Annotated in this window: 23 protein-coding genes and 1 riboswitch; of the genes, 13 read left to right on the forward strand and 10 right to left on the reverse strand. The window is 69.9% G+C overall.

From position 1 onward, the window contains the following. The first annotated feature begins 9 nt into the window (after positions 1-9). Complete coding sequence (locus E9536_RS20925) at positions 10-336, forward strand: low molecular weight protein tyrosine phosphatase family protein (protein WP_027787422.1); 327 nt, start codon at positions 10-12, stop codon at positions 334-336. A 21-nt stretch (positions 337-357) separates the two neighbouring features. Here the strand turns inward: E9536_RS20925 and E9536_RS20930 are convergent, their stop codons facing one another. Together E9536_RS20930 and E9536_RS20935 are read right to left on the reverse strand one after the other, a co-directional pair. Further along, positions 358-780 carry an NUDIX hydrolase gene (locus E9536_RS20930; protein WP_059710208.1) on the reverse strand — a complete coding sequence of 141 codons (423 nt, stop codon included), beginning with the start codon at positions 778-780 and terminating at the stop codon, positions 358-360. A 149-nt stretch (positions 781-929) separates the two neighbouring features. Next, positions 930-1169 carry a hypothetical protein gene (locus tag E9536_RS20935; protein ID WP_136470539.1) on the reverse strand — a complete coding sequence of 80 codons (240 nt, stop codon included), beginning with the start codon at positions 1167-1169 and terminating at the stop codon, positions 930-932. Positions 1170-1446: 277 nt separating this feature from the next. On the opposite strand from E9536_RS20935, the gene E9536_RS20945 reads away from it, so the two are divergent. The 4 genes from E9536_RS20945 (at position 1447) to E9536_RS20960 (ending at position 6171) form a co-directional block, all read left to right on the forward strand. Continuing rightward, positions 1447-2643 carry a CoA transferase gene (locus E9536_RS20945; protein ID WP_247873477.1) on the forward strand — a complete coding sequence of 399 codons (1197 nt, stop codon included), beginning with the start codon at positions 1447-1449 and terminating at the stop codon, positions 2641-2643. A gap of 113 nt (positions 2644-2756) precedes the next feature. Continuing rightward, positions 2757-4058: a citrate:proton symporter gene (locus E9536_RS20950; protein ID WP_027787418.1), complete on the forward strand. Its 1302-nt coding sequence runs from the start codon at positions 2757-2759 to the stop codon at positions 4056-4058. A 142-nt stretch (positions 4059-4200) separates the two neighbouring features. After that, complete coding sequence (locus E9536_RS20955) at positions 4201-5367, forward strand: acyl-CoA dehydrogenase family protein (RefSeq protein ID WP_021160073.1); 1167 nt, start codon at positions 4201-4203, stop codon at positions 5365-5367. A 60-nt stretch (positions 5368-5427) separates the two neighbouring features. Next, entirely contained in the window at positions 5428-6171 is a 744-nt protein-coding gene (locus E9536_RS20960) for an IclR family transcriptional regulator (protein ID WP_060205525.1), read from the forward strand. 125 nt (positions 6172-6296) lie between these two features. On the opposite strand, the gene E9536_RS20965 is transcribed toward E9536_RS20960, so the two are convergent. Beyond that, positions 6297-7652: a chitinase gene (locus E9536_RS20965; RefSeq protein ID WP_060205523.1), complete on the reverse strand. Its 1356-nt coding sequence runs from the start codon at positions 7650-7652 to the stop codon at positions 6297-6299. Between the two features lie 390 nt (positions 7653-8042). Between E9536_RS20965 and E9536_RS20970 the strand changes: the two genes are divergently transcribed. Together E9536_RS20970 and E9536_RS20975 are read left to right on the forward strand one after the other, a co-directional pair. Next, on the forward strand, positions 8043-8366 hold the full coding sequence (locus E9536_RS20970; protein ID WP_027787415.1) for an H-type lectin domain-containing protein: 324 nt from the start codon (positions 8043-8045) through the stop codon (positions 8364-8366). A 511-nt stretch (positions 8367-8877) separates the two neighbouring features. Continuing rightward, positions 8878-11142, forward strand: a complete 2265-nt coding sequence (locus E9536_RS20975; RefSeq protein ID WP_081080720.1) for an Ig domain-containing protein — start codon at positions 8878-8880, stop codon at positions 11140-11142. A gap of 216 nt (positions 11143-11358) precedes the next feature. On the opposite strand, the gene E9536_RS20980 is transcribed toward E9536_RS20975, so the two are convergent. Continuing rightward, positions 11359-12261: a LysR substrate-binding domain-containing protein gene (locus tag E9536_RS20980; RefSeq protein ID WP_060317895.1), complete on the reverse strand. Its 903-nt coding sequence runs from the start codon at positions 12259-12261 to the stop codon at positions 11359-11361. Between the two features lie 94 nt (positions 12262-12355). On the opposite strand from E9536_RS20980, the gene E9536_RS20985 reads away from it, so the two are divergent. Next, positions 12356-13555: an MFS transporter gene (locus E9536_RS20985; protein ID WP_060317892.1), complete on the forward strand. Its 1200-nt coding sequence runs from the start codon at positions 12356-12358 to the stop codon at positions 13553-13555. Positions 13556-13561: 6 nt separating this feature from the next. On the opposite strand, the gene cobJ is transcribed toward E9536_RS20985, so the two are convergent. From cobJ to cobG, 4 genes are read right to left on the reverse strand one after another with little or no spacing between them, the layout of a single operon-like run. Further along, positions 13562-15289, reverse strand: a complete 1728-nt coding sequence (cobJ, locus tag E9536_RS20990) for a precorrin-3B C(17)-methyltransferase (protein ID WP_136470541.1) — start codon at positions 15287-15289, stop codon at positions 13562-13564. Continuing rightward, positions 15286-16020 carry a precorrin-2 C(20)-methyltransferase gene (locus E9536_RS20995; protein WP_059700239.1) on the reverse strand — a complete coding sequence of 245 codons (735 nt, stop codon included), beginning with the start codon at positions 16018-16020 and terminating at the stop codon, positions 15286-15288. The genes cobJ and E9536_RS20995 overlap by 4 nt, the downstream gene beginning before the upstream one ends. Further along, a complete protein-coding gene (locus tag E9536_RS21000; protein ID WP_136470542.1) occupies positions 16017-16643 on the reverse strand; it encodes a precorrin-8X methylmutase in 627 nt (208 codons plus the stop codon). Before E9536_RS21000 ends, E9536_RS20995 begins: the two co-directional genes overlap by 4 nt. Next, positions 16636-18000, reverse strand: a complete 1365-nt coding sequence (gene cobG / locus E9536_RS21005) for a precorrin-3B synthase (RefSeq protein ID WP_282186923.1) — start codon at positions 17998-18000, stop codon at positions 16636-16638. The genes E9536_RS21000 and cobG overlap by 8 nt, the downstream gene beginning before the upstream one ends. Positions 18001-18105: 105 nt before the next feature. After that, a riboswitch (cobalamin riboswitch) is annotated at positions 18106-18297 on the reverse strand. A 142-nt stretch (positions 18298-18439) separates the two neighbouring features. Here cobG and E9536_RS21010 point away from each other — a divergent pair. The 5 genes from E9536_RS21010 (at position 18440) to cobM (ending at position 22721) form a co-directional block, all read left to right on the forward strand. Then, a complete protein-coding gene (locus tag E9536_RS21010) occupies positions 18440-18736 on the forward strand; it encodes a hypothetical protein (protein ID WP_021163554.1) in 297 nt (98 codons plus the stop codon). A gap of 134 nt (positions 18737-18870) precedes the next feature. Further along, on the forward strand, positions 18871-20133 hold the full coding sequence (gene cbiE, locus E9536_RS21015) for a precorrin-6y C5,15-methyltransferase (decarboxylating) subunit CbiE (protein WP_136470544.1): 1263 nt from the start codon (positions 18871-18873) through the stop codon (positions 20131-20133). Further along, complete coding sequence (locus E9536_RS21020) at positions 20133-21221, forward strand: cobalt-precorrin-5B (C(1))-methyltransferase (RefSeq protein WP_136470545.1); 1089 nt, start codon at positions 20133-20135, stop codon at positions 21219-21221. The genes cbiE and E9536_RS21020 overlap by 1 nt, the downstream gene beginning before the upstream one ends. After that, positions 21218-21949, forward strand: coding sequence for a cobalt-precorrin-6A reductase (locus tag E9536_RS21025; RefSeq protein WP_027787405.1), 732 nt, complete (start codon positions 21218-21220; stop codon positions 21947-21949). The genes E9536_RS21020 and E9536_RS21025 overlap by 4 nt, the downstream gene beginning before the upstream one ends. Positions 21950-21992: 43 nt before the next feature. Then, positions 21993-22721, forward strand: coding sequence for a precorrin-4 C(11)-methyltransferase (cobM, locus tag E9536_RS21030; protein WP_136470546.1), 729 nt, complete (start codon positions 21993-21995; stop codon positions 22719-22721). On the opposite strand, the gene E9536_RS41505 is transcribed toward cobM, so the two are convergent. Then, the gene (locus E9536_RS41505; RefSeq protein ID WP_168799551.1) at positions 22722-22868 is read right to left on the reverse strand and encodes a hypothetical protein; all 147 of its coding nucleotides are present in this window, start codon (positions 22866-22868) and stop codon (positions 22722-22724) included. Between the two features lie 171 nt (positions 22869-23039). After that, on the reverse strand, positions 23040-23699 hold a 660-nt coding region (locus E9536_RS21035), incomplete at its 5' end, for an MFS transporter (protein ID WP_136470547.1).

Raw genomic sequence — 23699 nt, forward strand, 5'->3', positions numbered from 1 at the left:
CGCAGCGACATGACACGGGCACTCTTCATCTGCAGCCGCAACCGGCTGCGCAGCCCGACGGCCGAAGCGGTATTCGCCGCGTGGCCGGGTGTCGAAACCGATTCGGCGGGCCTCGCGCCCGATGCGGACACGCACGTGTGCGCCGAGCAGCTCGACTGGGCCGACGTCGTGTTCGTGATGGAGCGCGCGCACAAGACCAGGCTGGCCGCGCAATTCGGTACGCATCTGCGGCACAAGAAGGTCGTCTGCCTCGACATTCCCGATCGCTACACGTACATGCAGCCCGAACTCGTCATGCTGCTCGAACGCAAGGCCGGCCCGTTCCTGCGCACGTGACGGGCGCGGGCGGGATCGACGTCAGCGCAGCCGGCCGTTCGCGATCGCCGAAAAACAGTCGAGCCGCAGCAACTCGATGATCTTGCGCGTCGGCACGCTCGCCCGGAGCGTGTCGAGCCGGTCGACGGTGAACCACTTGCAGCGGGCGATCTCGTTGCTCGCGCGCGGCGTCAGGTGCGCCGGCACGTCGGCCACGAACACGTGGTGGAGCTTCGTCAGCCCGCCGAACTGCACCGCGTAGTCGAGTGCGAGCCCCTCCAGCCGTGTTTCCTCGGCAAGCTCCCGCAGTGCGGCGTCGAGCGGCGTCTCGCCGCGCCGGATCGTGCCGCCCGGCAGCGACCAGCGCGACGCGGTGCGAGCGACCAGCAGCACGCTGCCGTGCTGGCGGCACACGATCGTGGCGCGTTCCTTGATGACGGCGAGGGTGTCCGGCCCGGTACTCATGTTCGGCAAAACAGGTGCTGAATCGTGGAGAAAGTGCGCGTCGGCGGCGCGTTGCCCGGCCGCGGCCGCGACGGCTTGCAGGCAGCCGCAGCGATCCTACCGGTCGTTCATGACAGTTCCGTGCACGGCGTCGCGCAACGGACGCCGGGTCATGTGTGCGTATAGATCCCGTTGCGCGTCGGCTTCACGTGGCGCGGATGGCGGCGCTTGTGAACGGCACGCCGATGGTGAGGCGGCGGGCTCGCGTGCCGTGCGGTCGGCGCGGTGGCGTGCGGCGCTCCCCCCGGCATCTGCGTCTGTCCCTCGCCGAAATGGAACGTCTGGGTCTGCGCGTGTCCGACACCCAGTGTCGACGCCAGCACGAGGGCCGCCAGCAGCATCCGTTTCATGAATAGTCCGCCTGAATTTTTCGAGATAGAGGTTTCCCGCCAGCTTAGCGAAAGGCGGGGCGCCCTCGCAACCGGCCCGTGTTCGGTGTCGTCCCCACTTGCGCACGGCGACGTCTTCCGCACGGTCTCAGGGTGCCGCCGGGGTTGACAACATAATTCCCCAGTGTGAATATAAATTCACACACAAGAATTATTCGTCGAATCCGGACGGTCGCGCCGCAGGCGCCTGGCCTGCCGGAACCGGCAGTCCGATCAACCGGAACCAGGAGCGGGACGCATGGCGGAATACGAGCAGCAGGGCGCGCTGGCGGGATTGCGCATCATCGATCTGTCGCGGGTGCTGGGCGGCCCGTACGCCACGCAGATCCTTGCCGACCACGGCGCGGAGGTGATCAAGGTCGAACCGCCGTCCGGCGATGAAACGCGCACGTGGGGGCCGCCGTTCGACGGCGATACCGCGTCGTACTTCCTCGGGGTGAACCGCAACAAGCTCGGCATCGCGCTCGACCTGACGCAAGCGGCCGACCGCGAGCGGCTGCTCGGCCTGCTCGAAGACGCGGACGCCATCGTCGAGAACTTCAAGATCGGCACGATGGAGCGCTGGGGGCTCGGTTTCGACGCGCTGCATGCGCGGTTTCCGCGCCTCGTCCATTGCCGCGTGTCGGGCTTCGGTGCGGACGGCCCGCTCGGCGGGTTGCCCGGCTACGACGCGGCCGTGCAGGCGCTCGCGGGGCTGATGAGCGTCAATGGCGAAGCGGGCGGCGCGCCGCTGCGGGTCGGCGTGCCGATCGTCGATCTCGTCACCGGGCTGAACGCGGCGCTCGGCGTGCTGATGGCGCTGCGCGAGCGCGACGCGAGCGGCCGCGGCCAGTTCGTCGAAGCGACGCTGTTCGACTGCGCGCTGTCGATCCTGCATCCGCACACGCCGAACTTCTTCCATTCGGGCAACGCGCCCGTGCGCACCGGCAACGCGCATCCGAACATCACGCCGTACGACAGCTTTCCGACGGCGAGCGTCGACATCTTTCTCGCGGTCGGCAACAACGGACAGTTCGCGGCGCTGTGCGACGTGCTCGGCACGCGCGACTGGCCCGGCGATCCGCGTTTCGCGGACAACCGCGCGCGCAGCGCGAACCGCGCCGTGCTGCGCACGCTGCTCGAAACGGCGCTGGCCGCGCACGACGGCGCGGCGCTCGCCGAGCAGCTGATGCGCCGCGGCGTGCCGTGTGCGCCGGTGCTTGGGCTCGATGCGGCGCTCGATCATCCGCATGTCGCGCATCGGGCGATGAAAGTCGAGCTGGGCCGGCATCGCGGCATCGCGTCGCCGATCAAGCTCGGCCGCACGCCGGCCACCTACCGGCGGCCGCCGCCCGCGCTGAACGAACACGCGGCGCAGGTATTCGCCGACGCCGGCACGACCGGCTGCGCGACCGAACGCGATAACGACCGCGACAACACCCCGCGCCGGAACTGACCGGCATCACGGCCGCCGGCGCGTACCGCGCGACCGGCGGCGCTGTGCCGCACGACCATTCGAACCCCACGCCGGCCCACCCACGGGCGCACCGGCTGAAGAGGAGACGCATCATGCTTGCATGGATCGGCGCGATCGCCATCGTCGCGCTGTTCGGCCTGATCATCACGAAGCGGCTGTCGCCGCTCGTCGCGCTGATCGTCGTGCCGGTGGCCGCGTCGCTCGCGGCCGGTTTCGGGCTCGCGACCGGCAAGTTCATCGTGCACGGCGTACAGAACATCGGCCCGATCGCCGGGATGTTCGTTTTTGCGATTCTTTTTTTCGGTATCCTCACCGACGCCGGGATGCTCGACCCGATCATCGCGGGCGTGCTGCGCGTGATCGGCTGCCATCCGCCGCGCATCGTGATGGGCTCGGCGCTGCTCGCGCTGCTGATTCACCTCGACGGCTCCGGCGCCGTCACGTTTCTCGTCACGCTGCCCGCGATGATGCCGCTCTATACGCGGCTCGGAATGGATCGCCGCATCCTCGCATGCGTCGCGTCGATGGCGGCCGGCGTCAATTTCCTGCCGTGGGTCGGGCCGATGCTGCGGGCGTCGGCGGCGCTGCACATTCCCGGTTCCGCGATCTTCATGCCGATGATTCCGGTGCAGATCGTCGGGCTCGTGTTCGTGTTCGGCACCGCGTACGTGCTCGGCGTGCGCGAGGCAAAACGCCTCGGGCTCGATCGTGCCGGCGCGGCGCCGCTCGAGATCGCGCCGCGTGCGCTGACCGATGCCGAGCGCGCGTTACGCCGGCCGGAACGCTTCCGGATCAATCTCGCGCTGACGCTCGTGGTGCTCGTCACGCTCGTGTCGGGCATCGTCGACCCGATGGTGATGTTCATGCTCGGCACGGTCGCCGCGCTCGTGATCAACTACCCGGACGTGCAGGCCCAGCGCGAGCGGATCGACGCGCATGCGAAGGCCGCGCTGATGATGGCGAGCGTGCTGCTCGCGGCCGGCGCGTTCACCGGCATCATGTCCGGCACCGGGATGCTGAAGGCGATGGCGGACGTGGTGGTCGCGCACGTGCCGGTCGAGCATGCGCGCCACATGCCGTTCGTGCTCGGGCTGCTGTCGATGCCGCTCAGCCTGCTGTTCGACCCCGATTCGTTCTACTTCGGCGTGCTGCCGGTGCTCGCGGAAAGCGCGAAGCTGCTCGGCGTGCCGCCGATCCAGATGGCGCAGGCCGCGCTGCTCGGCCAGATGACGACGGGGTTCCCGGTGAGCCCGCTCACGCCCGCGACGTTCCTGATCGTCGGTCTGACCGGCGTCGAGCTCGCCGAGCATCAGAAATTCACGCTTCCGTTCCTGTTCGCCGCCACGGTGCTGATGGTGTTCGCCGCGGTGATCGTCGGCGTGTTTCCGTTGTGAGCGCCCCAGGCCTGCCGCGTCGTGCCGGCGCTCCGACGGGGCGATCCCGCGAGGGAACGTTCCGCCGGGCGCACCCCCTGGCGTCGCCTGGCATTTTCTTCAGAGCGGCGCGGCCGCTCGGCCTTTTCCCGGAGAGCCATCCATGCAGTTCGACCTGACCGACGACCAGCGCGCAATCGAAAGCGCGATCGAGAAAATCTGTGCGCGCTTCGGCGACGACTACTGGCTCGAACGCGATCGCGCGGGCGGATTTCCCGCCGACTTTCACGCGGCGCTTGCCGAGGCCGGCTGGCTCGGCATCGCGATGGACCCGGCGCACGGCGGGGCCGGGCTCGGGATGACCGAGGCCGCGCTGATGATGCGCACGATCAGCGCATCGGGAGCCGGCCTGTCCGGCGCGTCGGCCGTCCACATGAACATCTTCGGGCTGAACCCGGTGCAGGTGTTCGGCAACGACGCACAGAAGGCGCGTTTCCTGCCGCCGCTGATCGCCGGGCGCGACAAGGCGTGCTTCGCGGTGACGGAACCCGATGCGGGCCTCGACACCACGCACTTGAGCACGCAGGCCCGCCGCGACGGCGACCACTACGTGCTGAGCGGGCGCAAGATCTGGATCTCGACCGCGCAGGTGGCGAACAAGATGCTGATCATCGCGCGCACGACGCCGCTCGACCGGGTCGCGAAGCCGACCGACGGGCTGAGCCTGTTCTACACCGATCTCGACCGGTCGCGTGTCGAGGTGCGCGAGATCGAGAAGATGGGTCGCAAGGCGGTCGATTCGAACATGCTGTTCATCGACAACCTGCGCGTGCCGGAAGGCGACCTGATCGGCAACGAAGGCGACGGCTTCCGCTATCTGCTGCACGGGCTGAATCCGGAACGCATCCTGATCGCGGCGGAGGCGATCGGGCTCGGGCAGGCCGCGCTGCGCCGCGCGACGCAGTATGCGTGCGAGCGCGTCGTGTTCGGCCGGCCGATCGGGCAGAACCAGTCGATCCAGCATCCGCTCGCGCAGGCGTGGATGCAGCTCGAGGCCGCGTGGCTGATGGTGATGAAGGCCGCGACGCGCTACGACGCGGGGCAGCCGTGCGGCGCGGAAGCGAACGCCGCGAAATACCTCGGCGCGGAAGCCGCGTTCCAGGCGTGCCAGACGGCGGTCGCGACGCACGGCGGGATGGGCTACGCGAAGGAATACCATGTCGAACGCTACCTGCGCGAGTGTATGATTCCGAGGCTCGCGCCCGTGAGTCCGCAACTGATCCTGTGCTACATCGCGGAGAAGGTGCTCGGGCTGCCGAAGTCGTACTGACCGTACCGACCCGGCGGCCGGCCCGGCGCGCGGTTTCCCGTTCCGATTCAAGCGCTCGTCATGGACGTCAAACTCGTTGCCCGCACGCTCGACCTGTTCGAGCTGTTCGCCGCCGAACGGCGGCCGCTGCCGCTCACCGAACTCGCGCGCCTGCTCAATGTGCCGGCGTCGAGCTGCCTCGCGATGGCGCGCACGCTCGTGAGCCGCGGCTACCTGTACGAAGTGCGCAGGCGCGGCGGCTACTACCCGACGCGCCGCCTGCAGACGATCGCCGCGGCGATCGACGCGACCGACCCGGTCGTCGACATCGTCCATCCGCATCTCGTCGCGCTGCGCGACGCGAGCCGCGAGACGGCCGTGCTCGGCAAGATCCAGGGCGTGTCGGTCACCTACCTCGACGTCGTCGAGTCGGAGCAGGCGATCCGTTATACGCGCGAGCCGGGCGAACTGCGCCCGCTGCATGCGAACTCGATCGGCAAGGCGATCTTCGCGGAACTGACCGGCGACGCGCAGCAGGCGCTCGGCGCGCAGTTGCCGTTCGAGCGCTTTACCGACGCGACGGTGGCGGACCTGCCCGCGCTCGTCGCGCAAACCGCCCGGTTTCGCGAACTCGGCTGGGCCGAGAACTTCGGCGAGAGCGCGCCCGAGCTGTCGGCGATCGCGGTCGCGCTGACGCTCGACGGCGACTGGTACGGGCTGTCGGTGGTCGGGCCGTCCGAGCGGATCCGCCAGCATCGCGATACGCATGCGGCGCTGCTCGTCGACGCGAAGGCCAGGCTGCTCGCCGAGCACGCGCGCGGCTGACGGCGGGCGGGGCGCGCCGGAGGAGGGCCGGCCAGCGAAGCGGGCCGTCCGCCGGCGATCGGGTCGCGATCGCCGTGAACGGCCCCCGATGAGCGTGCAGTCCTAGCGACGGACGGTACGCGGCATCACGATTTCACCCACACACCGCCCGCACTCGGGTTGTCGCCTTGCGTCCACCATTTCGCGCAGTATTTCGCGCCCTGGTACATCACGCAGGTGCCGCCTGAATACGCGGTGGTCGCCGACCACGTGGCCGTGCCGCCGCCGACCGGTTTCCACACGGCGGCCTGGCCGGGCACGTCGCCCTGCGTCCACCATTGCGCCTGATACGTCGTGCCCTGGTAGGTGACGGTCGCGCCGGCCGTATAGACCTGGCCGGCCGCCCAGGGCGCGCCCGGTTGCGGCGTGCCGCCGTCCGAGCCGCCGCCGTAGTTCGGATCCTGCGTGACGCCCGCGCCCCACTTGCCGTCGAGCTGCTTGAAGATCGTCGCGAACGCGTACGGCTGCTGCGCGACGCCCGAACAGGTCGGCGACGCATAGGTGCCGCCGGACGGGCACGCCTGGTCGCGGCCGACCGACCAGTTGCCGAAGAAGCCGTAGCCGTTGGCGACCGCCGCGTTCAGCACGCTCTGCGCATTCGCGAGCGTGAAGGTTTCGCCCTGCACGTCGTTCACGCCGATCATCGGCGTGACGCCGACCATCTGCCAGAGCTGGGCATGGGTCTTCGGCTGGCCGGCCGACTTGAAGGCCGTATCGAGTTGCGCGTACAGCGCCTGCGCGGCGCTGATCGCGGCCGCCCCCATATCGATGTTCGCGGGGCCGTAGTCCATCGCCATCACGTTCACCGCATCGAACACGGCCTTGTTCGAGATCGCCGCGTTGACGACGTTCAGGCCGTCCTGCGTGAGCCCGGTCGGCATCGTCGGCAGCGTCAGCGTGACGTGCAGCGGCTTGCCTTTCGCCGCATAACTCGCCTGCAGCTGGGCGACGGCCTGGAAGTTGCGCGCGACCGCGGCCGTGTCCAGCTGCGACGCGCCCTCGATGTCGAAGTCGATGTGCGTGAGGCCGTACGTGTCGATCACGGTCTGGTACGCGCCCGCCAGCGCGGGAACCGTCGAGCATGCCTGCATCAGCGGCGTGCCGTTCGCGCCGCCGAACGACACGGCGACTTCGCCGCCTTTCGCGCGATAGCTCGCGATCGACGTCGACAGCGCGGTCAGCAGGCCGCCGCTCGCGCCGTTGCCGATCGGCTGCACGCCGCCCCACGACGGCGTACACCCGTTGCCCGCGACCACGAACGCGAGCGTGAACTGCTGGATGCCTTGCCGGACGCCGATCTGGTCGACGAGCGGCGTCGGATAGAGCGTCACGTCGACGTAGGGCGCATAGACGCCGGCGCCCTGGGACACGCTCGCCACGGCGAGCAGGCAACCCGCGGCAAGCGCGCGCGGGATGAAACGCGGCAACACATTGTTGTGCATTGTGTTCTCCAAGTGGAAGAGGGATACGCTGGCCCGCGTATCGCCGCCGGTCGGGCGACCGGGCATGCCCGGCCGGCGGCGTGCCCATCTTGGAGGATTCGCATCGAATAGTGAATGCTTAGTTGTTCTTTTTGTTATTTGATTCTCGATACGTAACGATCTTGCCGATTCGACATCGTTCCGTCATGCATCGGGCGTGGAGCGGGACAAAATTGCCGTCGATTTCGACATGAAATCGACGCTTTCGACGCCCCTTGATGGCCGCCTCAAGCATGTAATCACGTGTAATCGCTTTCGACGCATGCGCGGCATAACGTTGTCTTCGAGCGAAGTGCTTTCGCGCGAGGCTCACTCACGACGTCACGTCGTTCCAACCATCAGGAGCTCAACATGCTGGAAAGAATCGTAGCAAAGCAGGCAGTCGGAAGCGTTCAAGGCGGCAATCAGGATTCCTGGATCAACCCGCCTTTCAATGCCCAAATCACGTTTCCGGGCACGTTTTCGACCGCTCCCATCGTGGTCGTGACGGCCCTCCAGGACCCCAACGACGCATCCAGTTATCCGGACACGTTCTCGGTGACGGTGACCAAGGTCACGACGACCGGATTCAACGTCAACATCACCCGCGAAGACAGGGTGTTCCCCAACTATTCGGGCAGCGACTGGGGGCAAAACCTCTACGTTTCGTATATCGCCGAAGTGCCGAGCCAGTAAAACCCGAACCGGAATCACGCGGCCGCTGCCTCTTTCCAATTGCGCCGGCTTCACCGCCGGAAGTTTGACGAGGCAGTTCCGGCGGCCGGCCAGCCGCAGCCATTCACTGCGGCTGGCCGCCATCGGCGTCGCCTGTCGCGCCGCATGCTCCGCGCAGGTTGTTTGCGCAGGCGAGGGCGGTCGAGGGCAGTTGAGGCGGTGACGGTGTGTTGTCGGACCCAGGGCTCGCGACGCAGATCCCGCGATCCAGATGCCGCAAAGGATCGCGCTCGATAGCCGGCACGGTGGCCTTCCAATGAAAAATGCCGGCATCGACGGCACGCGGGAGCGCTCGAATCGGTCGGGCAGACCCGCTACGCCCAATGTCCGGGGTATCCGCCGACCGTCGCCATCTGTCCGTCGGGTCGATCGATTCGGAATTCCAACATTGGCTCGCGGCACGCCAAGGACGGGGGCACGGGTGCATCTGCGCCGCACGCGGCCCCGCCATTTTCGTCAGGAAAGTCGAAACATGACAAGCACTCTACACATTCCGGCCGGCTACTTGACGCTCGGCCTGGACTCCACCGGCGCTGTCGTCGAACTCATCGATTCGCGCAGCGGCCGCAACTACATCTCGCCCGGGAAGTCCGTCCCGCTCGTCAGGCTCGTGATCAACGGCGTACTGGCGAAGCCCGCCGGCGTCCGATGGTCGTCCGCCGACAACACGCTGTCCTTCGTGAATGATGCCGGCCTCGCATTCGAGGTCGACGTCCGCGTCCTGCAGAAAAACGGCTACGCCACCTTTGAAGTCACCCGCGTGTCGACCGATCTCGCTTCCGACGTTCAGACGCTGCTGTGGGGGCCGTTGCCTGTCGCGATCAACCAGACCGTCGGCGAAGCCGCGGGCGTGGTGCGAGACAACGAATTCGCGATCGGCCTCAAGCCGCTCAACGACCGCACCGAAGGTGCGTGGCCCAAGGAATATCCGCAATACGGCTGGGAAAGCGACGTCATCCCCAATCCTTACAACGTGGACGTGGCGGCGCTGGAGCCGTGGTGCGCGGCGGCGAAGACGTCGTGGGGGGCCGTGCTGCGCGCCTTCACGTTCGACTATACGCGCCGGCGCGACCGGCTCAATCCCAATGGCTATCCGATCCCGCTCGGCCCGCTCGACAGCGCAGGCTCGGTCATCGGATCGAAGATTGCGCTGTACGGCAGCGCACCGGAACTCGTGACGACCCTGTTGTCGTTCATTGCCTCGGGTGAAAACCTCCCGTATCCGACCCAGAACGGCCAGTGGCAGAAAGTGGCGCAGGCCAGCGGCCAGTCGTCTTTCGTGCTGGACGATCTCGACACCGGCAATGTCGGCAAGGCAGCCCGATTCGCCAGCAGCGCGGGAATCAACTACATCTACTCGCCACGGAATTTTCGCGGCCCCTGGAAATACACCGGGCATTATCAGTTCGACTTCACCTTCGGCGACAGCGACAGCGGAGCCGAAAAGCTGGTGGAAACCGCAAAGGAGTACGGCGTCCGCGTCGGCGTCCATACCATGTCGGACTTCATCAGCGTCGGCCAGCCCACCTCCATCGATCCGTACGTTTCGCCGCCCGCGGACCCTCGTCTGGCCTTGGGCGGTCAAGCCGCCTTGTCCCGGCAGTTGAGCATGACGAGCACGATGCTCTACTTGAGCGGATTCGCGCCGGTGCGGGACGGGATCAACGAGCAGATGCTGCGTATCGGCAACGAGTTCATCTCGTTCAACGCGGTCCAAAGGGGCGTCACCGAATGGCAAGTCAGTGGACTGACCCGAGGCCAGTGGGGCTCCGTCCCGGCCGAAGCCGCGCGTGGCACGCCCGTTGCGAGGGTGATCGTGAATTCGTACGGCGGGGCCATCGGCGGCCTCGGCATCATCGACGAGATCGCCACCCGGCTGGGCGCCATCAGGAACAACGTCGGCATCCGGTCCCACTCCTTCGACGGGGTGGAATCCGCCAGCGATACCGGCTGGGGCAGCTTCGGCATTGCCCGGTTGATCAACGGCACCTACGCCGCCCAGACCGGGCACGACGGATACATCAGCGAGACGAGCCGGATGACCTCGAACGCATGGGACACGCTGACCCGCGCGAGCTGGTCCAACCCGGACGTGGATCAGCTGTATCGCGACAACGCCTTCTACCAGGCCAACTACCTGCCGGGCATGCTTGGATGGTTCGATATCACGGGCGTCTCGTTGACCATGATCGAAACCAGGCTCGCACGCGGCGCGGCGCTCAACGCCGGCATTGGCTTCCAGAGCACGGTGGCATTCCTGCTCTCGGCAGAGTCGACGCCGGATATCCTCGACAAGATCAAGCAGTGGGAAACCGCCAGGAATCTCGGCGCGTTCACCGAAAAGCAGAGGGCCGCGCTTCGCGACCAGACGACCTCGTGGACCCTGAGCGCCGTCACCCCCGGGCAACGCTGGTCGTTGCAGCAGGTGAATGCCGACGGCGTCCCGATCGGCACTCCGCAGACCGTATCGGCACCCACACCGCAACTGGGCCCCGCCGTCCTGCCGGTCGCCACTCAAGGCACGCTCTACGGAGCGAAAATCACGACGAATACGCCTGCGACCGTCCGCTTCACGGTGACCAACGGGGGCTTGCCCCCCGGTCTCCAGTTCAATCAGGATACGGGCGGGATCGTTGGTACGCCGAGGAAGACCGGGCGGTACACGTTTACCGTCACGGCCACGAATGACGGAGGACTGGCTGACGCGCGAGCGGTTTACACCATCGTGGTGCAGTGAGGTAGCGAGCAGCCCTCGTCGATTTCGCGGGCGAGCGCGCCGGCATTCGGGACGCGCGTCGCGGCGGCTGTGCGGCGCGCGTCATTCCGGCGATACCCGCGGCATTCGGTGAGGGCGATCAACCGTTCCGGCGAACGTGATCGGTACGGAAGAGGGTGTCGCGCGGCCGGAACGCGGAAACCACGGGGAAGGTCGATCCGGATCGCTTGATTCGCATCAAGCCGATGCGGGCTGCACAAGCGAGCGCGCGAGTGCGACGAAGCGTTCGACGCACGCCGACGCAAACGGCTCGCCCCACGACATGATCTGCTCGACCGCACACGCGCCGGCGAGCGGCACGTACACGACGCCCGGACGCCGCAGCGTCGCCGTGAAGCCCGGCACGATCGCGATGCCGCGTTCGGCGGCCACCAGCGATACGAGCGTCGTGATCTGTGCCGCGGTCGCGCCGATGCGCGGCGCGAATCCGGACTGTGCGCACAGGTCGTCCAGTGCCGCGGCCAATGCCGAGCCGTAACCCGGCGGAAAAGTCACGAAGGTTTCGTTCGCCAGTGCCGCGACGTCGATGCTCGCGCGGCCCGCGAGCGGATTCCCGGCCGGCACGGCGGCCACGAGCGGTTCACGCGACACGACGAGCGACGCCACCGGCACGCCAGGCGCGTCGCCCCATGCCCAGCCGAAACCGATGTCCATCGTGCCGTCCGCGATCTGCCGGTGCTGGCTGGCGGTCGCCGCCTCGCGGAACGCGAATTCGACGTCGGGCATCGTGCGGCTCGCGGCGCGGATGACGTCCGGGAACGTGTCGGACATCGGAATGGCACTCGCGTAGCCGATCACGATTCGTCCGGCGATGCCTTGCGCGAGCTTGCGCGCGCTCGCCTCGGCCTCGGCGGCCGCGCTGACGACGTTGCGCGCCTGTTCGAGGAACGCGGCGCCTGCCGGCGTCAGCCGCACCGCGCGCGTCGAACGCTCGAACAGCCGCACGCCGAGCTCGCTTTCCAGCGCGGCGATATGGCGCGTGAGCGGCGGCTGCGCGACGCGCAGGCGCAATGCCGCGCGGCCGAAGTGCAGTTCGTCGGCGACGACCACGAAATAGCGGAGGCGGCGCAGGTCGAGCATTGTTGTCGTTCCGGTATCAATCGCGATGAAAACGGTATTGGCGTGCGCACGGCGCGCTCGTCAGACTGTCGGCATCGACGACCAGGCAGCTCCGATGAACGACAGGACCACGCGCATCGCGTTCTTTCTCTGCGGCTTCGCCGCGTTTCTCAATCTGTATTCGACGCAGGGCATCCTGCACGAACTCGCGGCCACCTTCGGCGTCAGCGCGGAACGCGCGGGGCAGGGCGTGAGCGCCACCACGACGGCCGTCGCCATTATCGCGCCGTTCGTCGGCGTGCTGGCCGCGCGCATCGAGCGGCGCATCGCGATCTCGCTGGCCGCGATGGCCGTCGCGCTGCCGGTCGTGTGGTCCGCGCATGCGGCAGGTTTCGCGTCGTTTCTCGGCGCGCGCTTTGCCGCCGGCCTGGTGATGCCGTTCGTCTTCGCGCTGTCGATCGCGTATATCGCCGAGCGCTTCGATCGCGGTACGTCGGCCGAGATCAGCGCGCTGTTCGTCGCCGGCACGACGCTCGGCGGTTTCGCCGGCCGCTTCGCGACCAACCTGATGACGTCGATGTGGGGCTGGCGGCATGCGCTCGACGTCGTCGCAGCGCTGTGTCTCGTCACGGGCGTCGCGATCTACGCGAGCCTGCCGGCGTCCGGCGCGATCGCGCGGCGTGTCGAACCCGACACGGACGCCGGTGCGGGGCCGGCCTGGCGCATCGTCACGCGCGGCCCGCTGCTCGCGTCGTTCGCGATCGGCGCGTGCGTGCTCGCGTCGCAGGTCGCGACGTTCACGTTCGTCGGCCTGCGCCTGGCCCGCGCGCCGTTCGGCTTCGGCACGGTCGGGATCGGCGCGATCTATGCGGTGTTCCTGGTGGCGGTGGTCGTGACGCCGCTGGCAGGGCGCCTCGCGCGGCATCGCGGCCCGCGCGCACCGGGGCTCGCCGCGGCCGCGCTCGCGATCGGCGGAGCGCTGCTCACGCTGTCCGACCACGTGCCGGTGATCCTGGCCGGCCTCGCGCTCGGCTCGACCGCCGTGTTCGTCGAACAGGCGTCGGCCAACACGTTCATTTCGCAGGCGGCGTCGAGCGCGCGCTCGACGGCGATCGGCATCTACCTGTCCTGCTATTACTTCGGCGGCAGCCTCGGCTCGATCCTGCCGGTGCCCGGCTGGCACCGGTGGGGATGGGCCGGCTGCGTCGCGTTCGTGGTCGCTGCGCAGGCCGTCGTCGGCGTGCTCGTGTACCGGTTCTGGGGGGCGGGCGGCACGGCGTATGCCCGCGCGCACGGCGTCAGGCCGGCGCGCTGACCGGGTTCAGCGATACCAGCGCGGCGTATAGACCCACTCGCGACCCTCGCCGATCGCGAAGCGGCGCGTCGTCGACGAGCCGACGATCACCATCGTGCGCATGTCGACCTGGTCGCTGCGCAATGCACCGAGCGTCGTCGTCGCGAGCGTCGCGCCCGGCCGGCCGATGTCGCGGCCCAGCACGACCACCGTATCGGCCGTGCGATGCGCGCGCACGACATCGAGCGCGCGATCGAGCTGCCACGGCCGTGCGCGCGAGATCGGGTTGTAGAACGCCATCACCAGATCGGCTTGCGCCGCATGCCGCAGGCGCGTCTCGATCACGTCCCACGGCTTCAGGTTGTCCGACAGCGAGATCGCGCAGAAATCGTGGCCGAGCGGCGCGCCGGCCTGGGCGGCCGTCGCGAGCGACGCCGAGATGCCGGGCTCCACGCGCAGGTCGACCGCGGCCCAGTGCGGGTCGCGCGCTTCGTCGAGCGCCTCGAGCACGGCCGCGGCCATCGCGAACACGCCCGGGTCGCCGGACGACACGACCGCGACACGCCGGCCCTCGGCCGCAAGTTCGAACGCATGGCGCGCGCGCTGCATCTCCTCGCGATTGTCGGTGCCGTGCACGCGCTGGTCGTCGCGGAACGGGCCGGCCATGTTCACGTAGGTGGTGTAGCCGAGGATGTCGGTCGCGTCCGCGAGCGCGGCGCGCGCGGCCGGCGTGAGCCACGCGGCGGCGCCCGGGCCGAGCCCGAGCACCGTCAGGCGGCCGCGCGCACGGCCGAGCGTGGCGGGATCGACCGGATGCGCCGCGACCGCGCATGCGATGCCGTTCGTCGTGGCCCGCAGCGTGTGCGCGACACGCAACGCGCGGCCGAGCAGCGCGGCCGCGTCGGTCGGTGCGCTGCCGTCACCGTCGCCATCGACGTCTGTATCGACGAAACGAAGCGGCACGTCGAGCGTGTGCGCCGCATCCTCCAGCGCGGCATCGCCGATCGCCGCTGCGGGCGCCACGATGGCCGCGAGCGCCAGCCGGGCGAGTCCCTGCGCGTCGAGTGACGCCGCGATGCGCGCCGCGAGCGCGCCATCCGCGCGAATAGCGTGCGCATCGACGCCCACCACCACGCTGCGCGGATGAATCACGAGCTCGTCACGCGTGCCGCGCCAGGCTTCGGGCGTCACGCGGATCGCATGCGCCGCGGCGGCGTCGCGCGGCAACGCGACATCGTCGAGCCACGGCGCCGCGCCGTCGATGCGCGTCGATGCACCCGCGAGCAGATCGGACACGAAGCGCTTGCCCTGGGCGAGATCGGCGAGTGCATAGCCATCCGGCGGATTGAGCACGCACGCGCCGAAGCGCAGTTCGCCGCTCGTCGTGATCGCCGGCGCGACGCCGACGCAGGCAGCGATTTCGCGCGCCATCACGTTGACGCCCGTCAGCCCGCCGAGCAGCGGCACGACCGCAGAACCGTCTTCCGCCACCGCGAGCACGGGCGGTTCGACGCCCTTGTCGGCAAGCGCCGGAGCGATGCAGCGGATCACGATGCCGGCCGCGCACAGCGCGACGATCGGCAGGCCGCGTGCATAGAGTTCGCGCAAGTGCGCGCCGAGATCGTCGAACGGCACGTCGGCGGCGACGCGCGACGCGAGGCCGTGCACGCGCGCCCCCGGATAACGCGCCTGGATGCGCCGCGCGGTATCGAGCGCGCCCGCGCCGAGGATCACGATCGCGGGCGGGGTCGTCATCCTTGCCATTTTTCCCCCGGCACGACGAGCAGCGAGAAATACGGCGACGCCATCGGATCGACTTCATCGAGCGGCACGATGCGCTGGCTTGCCATCGTCGCGCGCTCGACATACAGCGCGCGCTTCGCGAGCCCCAGCTCGTCGAGCACGCGCCGCACCTTGTCGAAATTGCGGCCGAGCTTCATCACGACGGCCGCATCGGCCTGCGCGAGCCGCGTGCGCAACTCGTGCTCGGGCAGCACGCCCGACAGCACCGACAGACTCTGGTTGCGATAGACGAGCGGCTGGCCGAGCACGGCGGTGCCACCGAGCATCGCGCATACGCCGGGGATCACCTCGGTGTCGTAGCGCGGCGCGAGGCGGTCGTGCAGGTACATGTACGAGCCGTAGAAGAACGGGTCGCCTTCGCAGATCACCGCGACGTCGCGCCCCGCATCGAGGTGCGCACCGACGATCCCGGCGGCCGTGTCGTAGAAGTCGGCGATCACCGTCTCGTAGCAGAGCGGCGGCGGCAGTGCCTCGGTCGTCACCGGATAGACGAGCGGCAGTTGCGTCTGCCCGTCCCGCAGGTGCGCCTCGACGATGCCGTATGCATTGCCTTTCTTGCCCTTCGCGACGAAATACGCGACTACGGGCGCGGCCTGCAGCACGCGCAGCGCCTTGATCGTCATCAGTTCGGGATCGCCGGGGCCGACGCCGACCCCGAACAGGCGTCCGCGCGCGGTCGTCATTCGACCTCCGTCGCGAGTGCGTTGACCGCCGCAGCGGCCATCGCGCTGCCGCCGCGGCGGCCGAGCAGCGTGACGTACGGGACGCCGCGGCTGTCGGCATCGAGCAGCGCCTTCGATTCGGCCGCACCGATGAAGCCGACCGGGAAACCGAGGATCAGGGCGGGGCGCGGCGCGCCGGCGTCGATCATGTCGAGCAGGTGGAACAGCGCGGTCGGCGCATTGCCGATCACGACGACGCTGCCGGCGAGCTGCGGACGCCACAGTTCGAGCGCGGCGGCCGAACGCGTGTTGCCGAGATCCCGCGCGAGATCGGGCACTTCCGGCTCGCCGAGCGTGCAGATCACGCGGTTGGCGGCCGGCAGCCGCGCGCGCGTGATGCCTTCGGCGACCATGCGCGCGTCGCACAGGATCGGCGCGCCGGCCGCGAGCGCCGTGCGGCCCGCCGCGCCGGCACCGGCCGAGAAGCGCAGGTCGTAGACCACGTCGACCATCCCGCACGCATGGATCACGCGCACCGCGAGTTTCTCGAGGTCGGGCGGAACCTGCGACAGGTCGGCCTCGGCGCGGATCGTCGCGAACGACTGGCGGTAGATTTCCTGCCCGTCGCGAATGTAGTCAAGCATCGGTGGTGTCCTGGCTGTGCCGCGCGCCCGTCAGTCGGGCCGCGGCCTGGTCAATCGTCAGATGGCGCGCGAGCGGGGCGCCGAGGCCCGCGGCCGCATCGCGCCGGTAAAGGTCGTAGTGCGCGGGCGCAACCGCGACGAGCGTGTGCGTCGCGGGATGCGGCAGCGCGCAATGGCGCTCGCAGCCGGTCAGGTGCACGTCGACCGCATGGCCGATGCGCGCGGCGAGCGCGAGCGCGTCGTGTTTCGTGTCGGCGCGCGCTTTCGCGCAGCCCGCGCTGCCGGTGCACGCGACGAGCGACGCCAGCGGGTCGGACGACGCGCAGACGAGGCCGAGCGACGCCAGCGCATCGAGCGTGGCCGGCGCGCGTTCACGCGGGACGCGATGCATGAACACGCCTTGCCAGGGCGTCATCGACAGCGTGCCGTCGCCGTCGGTTTCGGCCAGCGCGGCGAGCCGTTCCAGTTGCGTGGCGTCGAGCCGGCCGAGCGGGAATTGCGCGCCGACGTGGCAGCGCGCGGCATCGCGCGACGGTTGCACGCCGAAACGCAGCGCCGGATCGGTGCGCGCGCGGCGCCAGCCGGCGAGCGCCGGATCGGCCGCAAGCGCGAACGGCACATAGTGCTGCGCGCGCTCGAGCAGCGCGCGTTCGCCGCAGGTCGCGAGCAGGGCACGCATCCGCGTGACGTCCGCCGGCGCGAGATCGAGGAACGCGAGCAGCAGCGCGCGGACCAGCGCGACACCTTGATCGGGCGCGACATCGACCGAGGCCGGTCGGTCGTCGTGCGCGACCGGCGGGCAGCCGGCCAGCCCGGCCGCGATGCGCACCGCACCGTCGCCGCGACGCCATGCGGCGAGCCAGATGTCGTGCGGATGATCGAGCGCCGCAACCGATTCGCCGCCGTCGAGCTGGATCGAGAATTTCGGCGACAGCTCGCCACGGCGCGGCTCGCGCGCCAGCATGTCGAGGAGCGGCGCGGCGAGCGCGCGGCTGTCGACGAGGGCGGCGGGGTCGTCGCCGGCGAGCGGGCTGAGCATCACGTTGCGGACGTCGTCGCTCGCGGCGAGCGCGGCGGTATCGGCGACGGCATCCGCGGTTGCGTCGACGGACGGGCCGAGGCCCGCGTCGAGCAACGCGCGTATCAGCGCGTCGGCCGCGCCGTCGCGAATGCCGCGCAGCTGGAGATTCGCGCGATTGGTCGCGTCGATCGCACCGGAACCGCAGGCACCCGCGGCGGCGGCGATCGCACGCGCCTGATGCGCATCGAGGCGGCCGCCGGGCAGCTTGATCCGGCACAGCCCGCCGTCGGCGGCCGCGACCACGCGCACGAGCCCCGGGCAAGCCGACGGGCGCACGACGGGCGACGCAGGAATCGAATCGGGGGCGGAACTCACGGGGTACCGGGGCAGTGTCGCGCCGCGGCCAACACGTCGGTACACCCCGCCCGACGCCGACTGGCACGCACGCACTTTCTGGCCGGCAGGTCTCCTGGCTGACAGGTCGGCGCCGGCTCCCGGCCTTCCCGGTGAAACCAGTGGCATGAGGGGGAGATCGGCTCGCTGTCTACAGTTGCGGGGGCAGCCACAGCGGCGCGTGGTGCGCCCTGTGTTCCCTCTTCGGCCCCGAAGGGCACCGGCGAACGAACGGCCGTAGGATACCCGATTTTCGCGACGATCCGGCATCGGCAATACGTCGCGCAACCGCGTCGCAGCATGGCCGCAGACGGTTTTGCGCTGTCTCGCAAATGGTAGGATTGGCGCCTCGACATCAGATCGGCGACCGCCGGCATCCGCCATGAAACTCGGCAGGACGGAACTGTTCGGCATGGGCATCGCACTGGGCCTGCTGGCCATCCCCGCATGGGTCCTGCTCGCGTGCGTGCTGATCCCGCTTGCACCGTCGGCCGAGTGGCCGAAGAATGTCGGGCTCGCCGGCCTCGGCGTGCCGATCGTCGCGGGCGGCACGCTCCTGTACAGGAAAAGCGGGGCGCGGCCGCTCATGTGGCTGCTGCTCGGCTGGCTGCTGATCGCGTCGATCGGCGGCATGGTTCTGGCCTTGCTGACGTTTGTCGTCGGCGTGCCGCTCGGGTGACGTCGCCGCTGCATCGCACCGAAGGGCGTGCGTGGCGCGAAAGCGGATCGGGATCAGCAACGGATCAACGCGCGGCGCTCCGGCAGCCGCGCATCGCAACAAACGGGATGGAATCGAACGATGGGGAAGGGTGCATGACGGCGTGGCTGACGGTAGTGGGCATCGGCGACGACGGTTACGCGGGGCTCGGCCGCAGCGCGCGCCGCGCGCTGCTCGACGCGACGCTCGTGGTCGGCGCGAAGCGGCATCTCGACATGCTGCCCGCACGGCTGCCGGCCGCGCGCGAAGCGTGGCCGTCACCGTTCGACCTTGTGGGTGTGCTCGCGCGGCGCACGTCGCCCGTCTGCGTGCTCGCCAGCGGCGACCCGATGCTGTTCGGCGTCGGCGCCACGCTCGCGCGCTCGCTGTCCCCTGACGAATGGCGCGTGCTGCCCGCGCCGTCGTCGCTGTCGCTGGCGGCCGCACGCCTCGGCTGGGCACTGCAGGATGTCGGCGCGGTTTCGCTCGTCGGCCGTCCGCTTGCGGCGCTCGCGCGCCACCTGCTGCCGGGCCGTCGCCTGTTCGTGCTGAGCGCCGACGGCCGGACGCCGGCCGCCGTCGCGGCCGAACTCGTCGCACGCGGCTTCGGGCCGACGCGCATCAGCGTGTTCGAGCATCTGGGCGGCCCGCTCGAGCGGCGTCTCGACGGGCTCGCGCAGGACTGGCGCGTCGCCGAAACGGCCGCGCTCAATCTGGTCGCGCTCGACTGCCGGGCCGGCCCCGACGCGCCGCGCCGCGCGCTCACACCCGGCCTGCCCGACGATGCGTACCGCCACGACGGCCAGCTCACCAAGCGCGACCTGCGCGCGATGACGCTCGGCCGTCTCGCGCCCGTGCCCGGCGAGCTGCTGTGGGACGTCGGCGCCGGCAGCGGCTCGATCGGCATCGAATGGATGCGCGCGCATCCGTCATGCCAGGCGATCGCGATCGAAGCGCATGCGGAGCGGCAGCGCTTCATCGAGCACAACCGCGACGCGCTCGGCGTGCCGGGCCTGCAACTCGTCGCGGGCCGCGCACCCGAGGCGCTCGCGGGGCTCGCCGCGCCCGACGCGATCTTCATCGGCGGCGGGGCGACCGCGGCCGGCGTGCTCGACGCGTGCTGGGCATCGCTGAAGCCCGGCGGCCGGCTGGTCGCGAACGCGGTCACGCTGCAGGGCGAACTGGCGCTCGCCGCATGGCGCAAGACGCATGGCGGCACGCTCACGCGCGTGTCGCTCGCGCATGCCGAGCCGCTCGGCCGCTTCGACACCTGGCGTCAGCCGCTGCCGGTCACGCTGTACGACGTGCGCAAGCCGGACACGGTCGACATGGCCGGCACGGCGGCATCGCCGGCCACGACGCATACAACGGACGCGTGATGCGCGACGAAACCCCCGAACAGCCCGCGCCGCTACGCTTCGGCTACACGACCGGCAGTTGCGCGACCGCGACGTCGCTCGCCGCCGCACGGCTGCTGCTCGCGGGGCGTGCGGACGACGCGGTCGAGATCGTGCTGCCGAAGGGGCAGCGCGTGATGATGCGGCTCGAGTTCTGCCGGACGACGGCCGACGGCGCGGAAGCCGGCACGATCAAGGATGCCGGCGACGATCCGGACGTCACGCACGGCGCGCTGATCTTCGCGCGTGTCGCGCTCGCGGCGGCGCCCGGCGTGCGTTTTCATGCGGGGCCGGGCGTCGGCACGATCACGCGCGCGGGGCTGACGCTGCCGGTCGGCGAACCGGCGATCAACCCGGTGCCGCGCCGGATGATGACGACGCACCTGGAAGCGCTGGCTGCCGAGCATGGGTATGCGGGCGGCTTCGACGTGACGATCGGCGTCGAGGGTGGCGAGGCGCTCGCGCTGAAGACGATGAACCCGCGCCTCGGCATCGTCGGCGGGTTGTCGATCCTCGGCACGACCGGCATCGTGCGGCCGTTCTCGTGCTCCGCCTATATCGCGTCGATCCATCAAGGCATCGACGTCGCGCGGGCGAACGGCATCACGCATATCGCCGCGTGCACGGGCAACGCAAGCGAGGATGCGATGCGCGCGCACTACCACCTGCCCGACATGGCGCTGATCGAGATGGGCGATTTCGCGGGCGCGGTGCTCAAGCACCTGCGGCGCGCGCCGGTCGCGCGGCTGTCGATGTGCGGCGGCTTCGGCAAGCTCAGCAAACTCGCGGCCGGCCATCTCGACCTGCACAGCCGCCATTCGAGCATCGACCTGCCGCTGCTCGCGCAGTGGGCGGCCGAGGCCGGCGCCAGCGACGCGCTGCAGGCGGCGATGCGCGCCGCGAACACGAGCCAGGAAGCGCTGAAGCTCGCGCACGCCGACGGTGTGCCGCTCGGCGATCTCGTCTGCGCGCACGCGCTGCGCGTCGCGCGCGACATCGTGCCGCCGTCGGTTGCGGTCGAGATGTTCGCGATCGACCGGCAGGGCCGCTTCGTCGGGACAGCGCGATGAGCGCCCGCATCCTGCTGCTCGGCGGCACCGGCGACGCACTGAAAATCGCGCGCGCGCTCGGGCCGCATCATGTCTATAGTCTCGCCGGCCTCGGCAAGACACCCGACGACCTGCGCTGCGACGTGCGGGTCGGCGGTTTCGGCGGCGCGGCCGGGCTGGCCGCTTATCTGCGCGACGCCGGCATCGGCCTCGTGATCGACGCGACGCATCCGTATGCCGCGCAAATCAGCGCGAATGCCGCCGCTGCGGCGCGTGAAGCGGGTGTGCCGCTGTGGGCGCTGCGCCGCGCGCCGTGGTCGCCGCAACCCGGCGACGACTGGCGCATGGTCGACGACTGGGCCGGCATCGAAGCCGCGCTCGCGCCGTTCCGGCGGCCGCTGTTCACGCTCGGCCGCGAACCGCTCGCACATCTCGACGCGATCCCGCCGCACCAGTTCTGGCTCGTGCGCTGCCTCGACCCGCATCCCGGCAACGCGCGTGCGCAGGTCGTCGCCGCGCGCGGGCCGTTCACGCTGGACGGCGAGCGCGCGCTGTTCGCGCTGGCGGGCATCGACGTCGTCGTCAGCAAGAACAGCGGCGGCGCGGCCACCGAAGCCAAGCTCGACGTCGCGCGCGAACGCAGGCTGCCGGTCGTGATGCTGCGCCGGCCGCCGCTGCCCGACGCCGACCGCGCGTTCGACTCGGCCGCGGCGCTCATCGACGCGCTCGATCCGGCCGCGCGCGCATGACGCCGTGCGGCCGGTCATCCCATGAATTGACGGAGATTTTTCGATGACGGTGTATTTCATCGGCGCGGGCCCCGGCGACCCGGAGCTGATCACGGTGAAGGGCCAGCGCCTCGTGCGCACGTGCCCGGTGATCCTGTATGCGGGTTCGCTGGTGCCGGCCGCCGTGCTCGACGGCCATCGCGCGGAGCAGGTCGTCAACACGGCCGAGCTCGACCTCGATGCCATCGTCGCGCTGCTCGCCGCCGCGCACGCGAAAGGGCAGGACGTCGCGCGCGTGCATTCGGGCGACCCGTCGCTGTACGGCGCGATCGGCGAACAGATCCGCCGCCTCAAGACACTCGGGATACCGTACGAAATCGTGCCCGGCGTGACGGCCACGGCCGCATGCGCGGCGACGCTCGGCGTCGAGCTGACGCTGCCCGGCGTCGCACAGACGGTGATCCTCACGCGCTTCGCGGGCAAGACGACGATGCCGGAAGGCGAAGCGCTCGGCTCGCTCGCCGCGCACCGCGCGACGCTCGCGGTCCATCTCGGCGTGCGCCATCTCGCCCGCATCGTCGACGAAGTGCTGCCGCATTACGGCGCCGATTGCCCCGTCGCGGTGATCTATCGCGCGAGCTGGCCGGACGAAGAACGCGTGACCGGCACGCTCGCCGACATCGTCGCCAAGGTGCAGGGCACGCAGATCGAGCGCACCGCGCTGATCCTGATCGGGCGCGTGCTCGACGCCGAAGGGTTTGCGGATTCGACGTTGTACGCGAGTGCGGGTTGATTACGCACGGGCACGGCGTTCACGCAGAAGCGTGCAGAGCGCCGCGTCGATCGTGATCGCACCGCCGGCGAAGTAGATCGGCGTGGCCGATTCGCCGAGGATCAGGATCGACGCGGAGATGCCGATGACGGGGATCAGGTTGAGCACGACCACGCTCCAGTACGATGCGTTGCCGCGCGCGCCGCGAACGTTGCTTCCGGGCCAGGGTCGACGATGTGCGTTCGGTGTCGCGCGTGCAGTCGCGCCGCAGTCGATCACAAGGACGTTGCTGAGCGGCGGCCGCAGCCGAACCGCAATGGCCGTGTTCCCCGGCCCGAGCTAGGCACGCGCAACACGCCGCGCGAGCCGCGGCGCAAACCCCGCGGCCAGCGCGAATAGCGCGACACACAGGCAGGCCATCGCGACCCATGCGGGCGTCAGGTCCGCGAGATGCTGGCGCACGATGCCGGCCGCGAACGGAAACAGCCCGGCGATCAGGTAGCCGATGCCCTGCACGAACCCCGTCAGCGACGCGGCATCGGCCGGCGTCGCCGCATGATCGACCGTGACGATCAGCGACAGCGGAAACAGCGCGCCGATCCCCGCGCCCATCAGCAGCGCGGCGGGCAACGCGAGCGCTTCGGGCGCGGCCAGCATCACCAGCAAACCGACGAACAGCGACGCGATCGCCGCATGCAGCGCAGGCCGGCGATCGGGCAGGCGGTCGATCGTCGCGGAGATCGTCAGGCCCGCGACGACCTCCGCGAGCGTCACGCCGCCGAGCAGGCTGCCGGCCGCCGTCGGCGACCAGCCGAGCCGCATGTAGTAGGGCGGCAGCCACGCGAGCACGAGCGTGTACGCGCCGGTCGCGATGCCGAAGAACAGCGCGAGCCGCCACGCGCGCGGCGAGCGCGACGGCCGCGCATGCGTTGCCGACGCCGGCCCGGCGGCGAGCGTGTTGCCGCCGCGGCTGGCCAGCGGCCACGCCAGCGCGGCCAC

The sequence above is a fragment of the Burkholderia sp. LS-044 genome (genome assembly GCF_004803625.1).
Classification (GTDB): Bacteria; Pseudomonadota; Gammaproteobacteria; order Burkholderiales; family Burkholderiaceae; genus Burkholderia; species Burkholderia cepacia.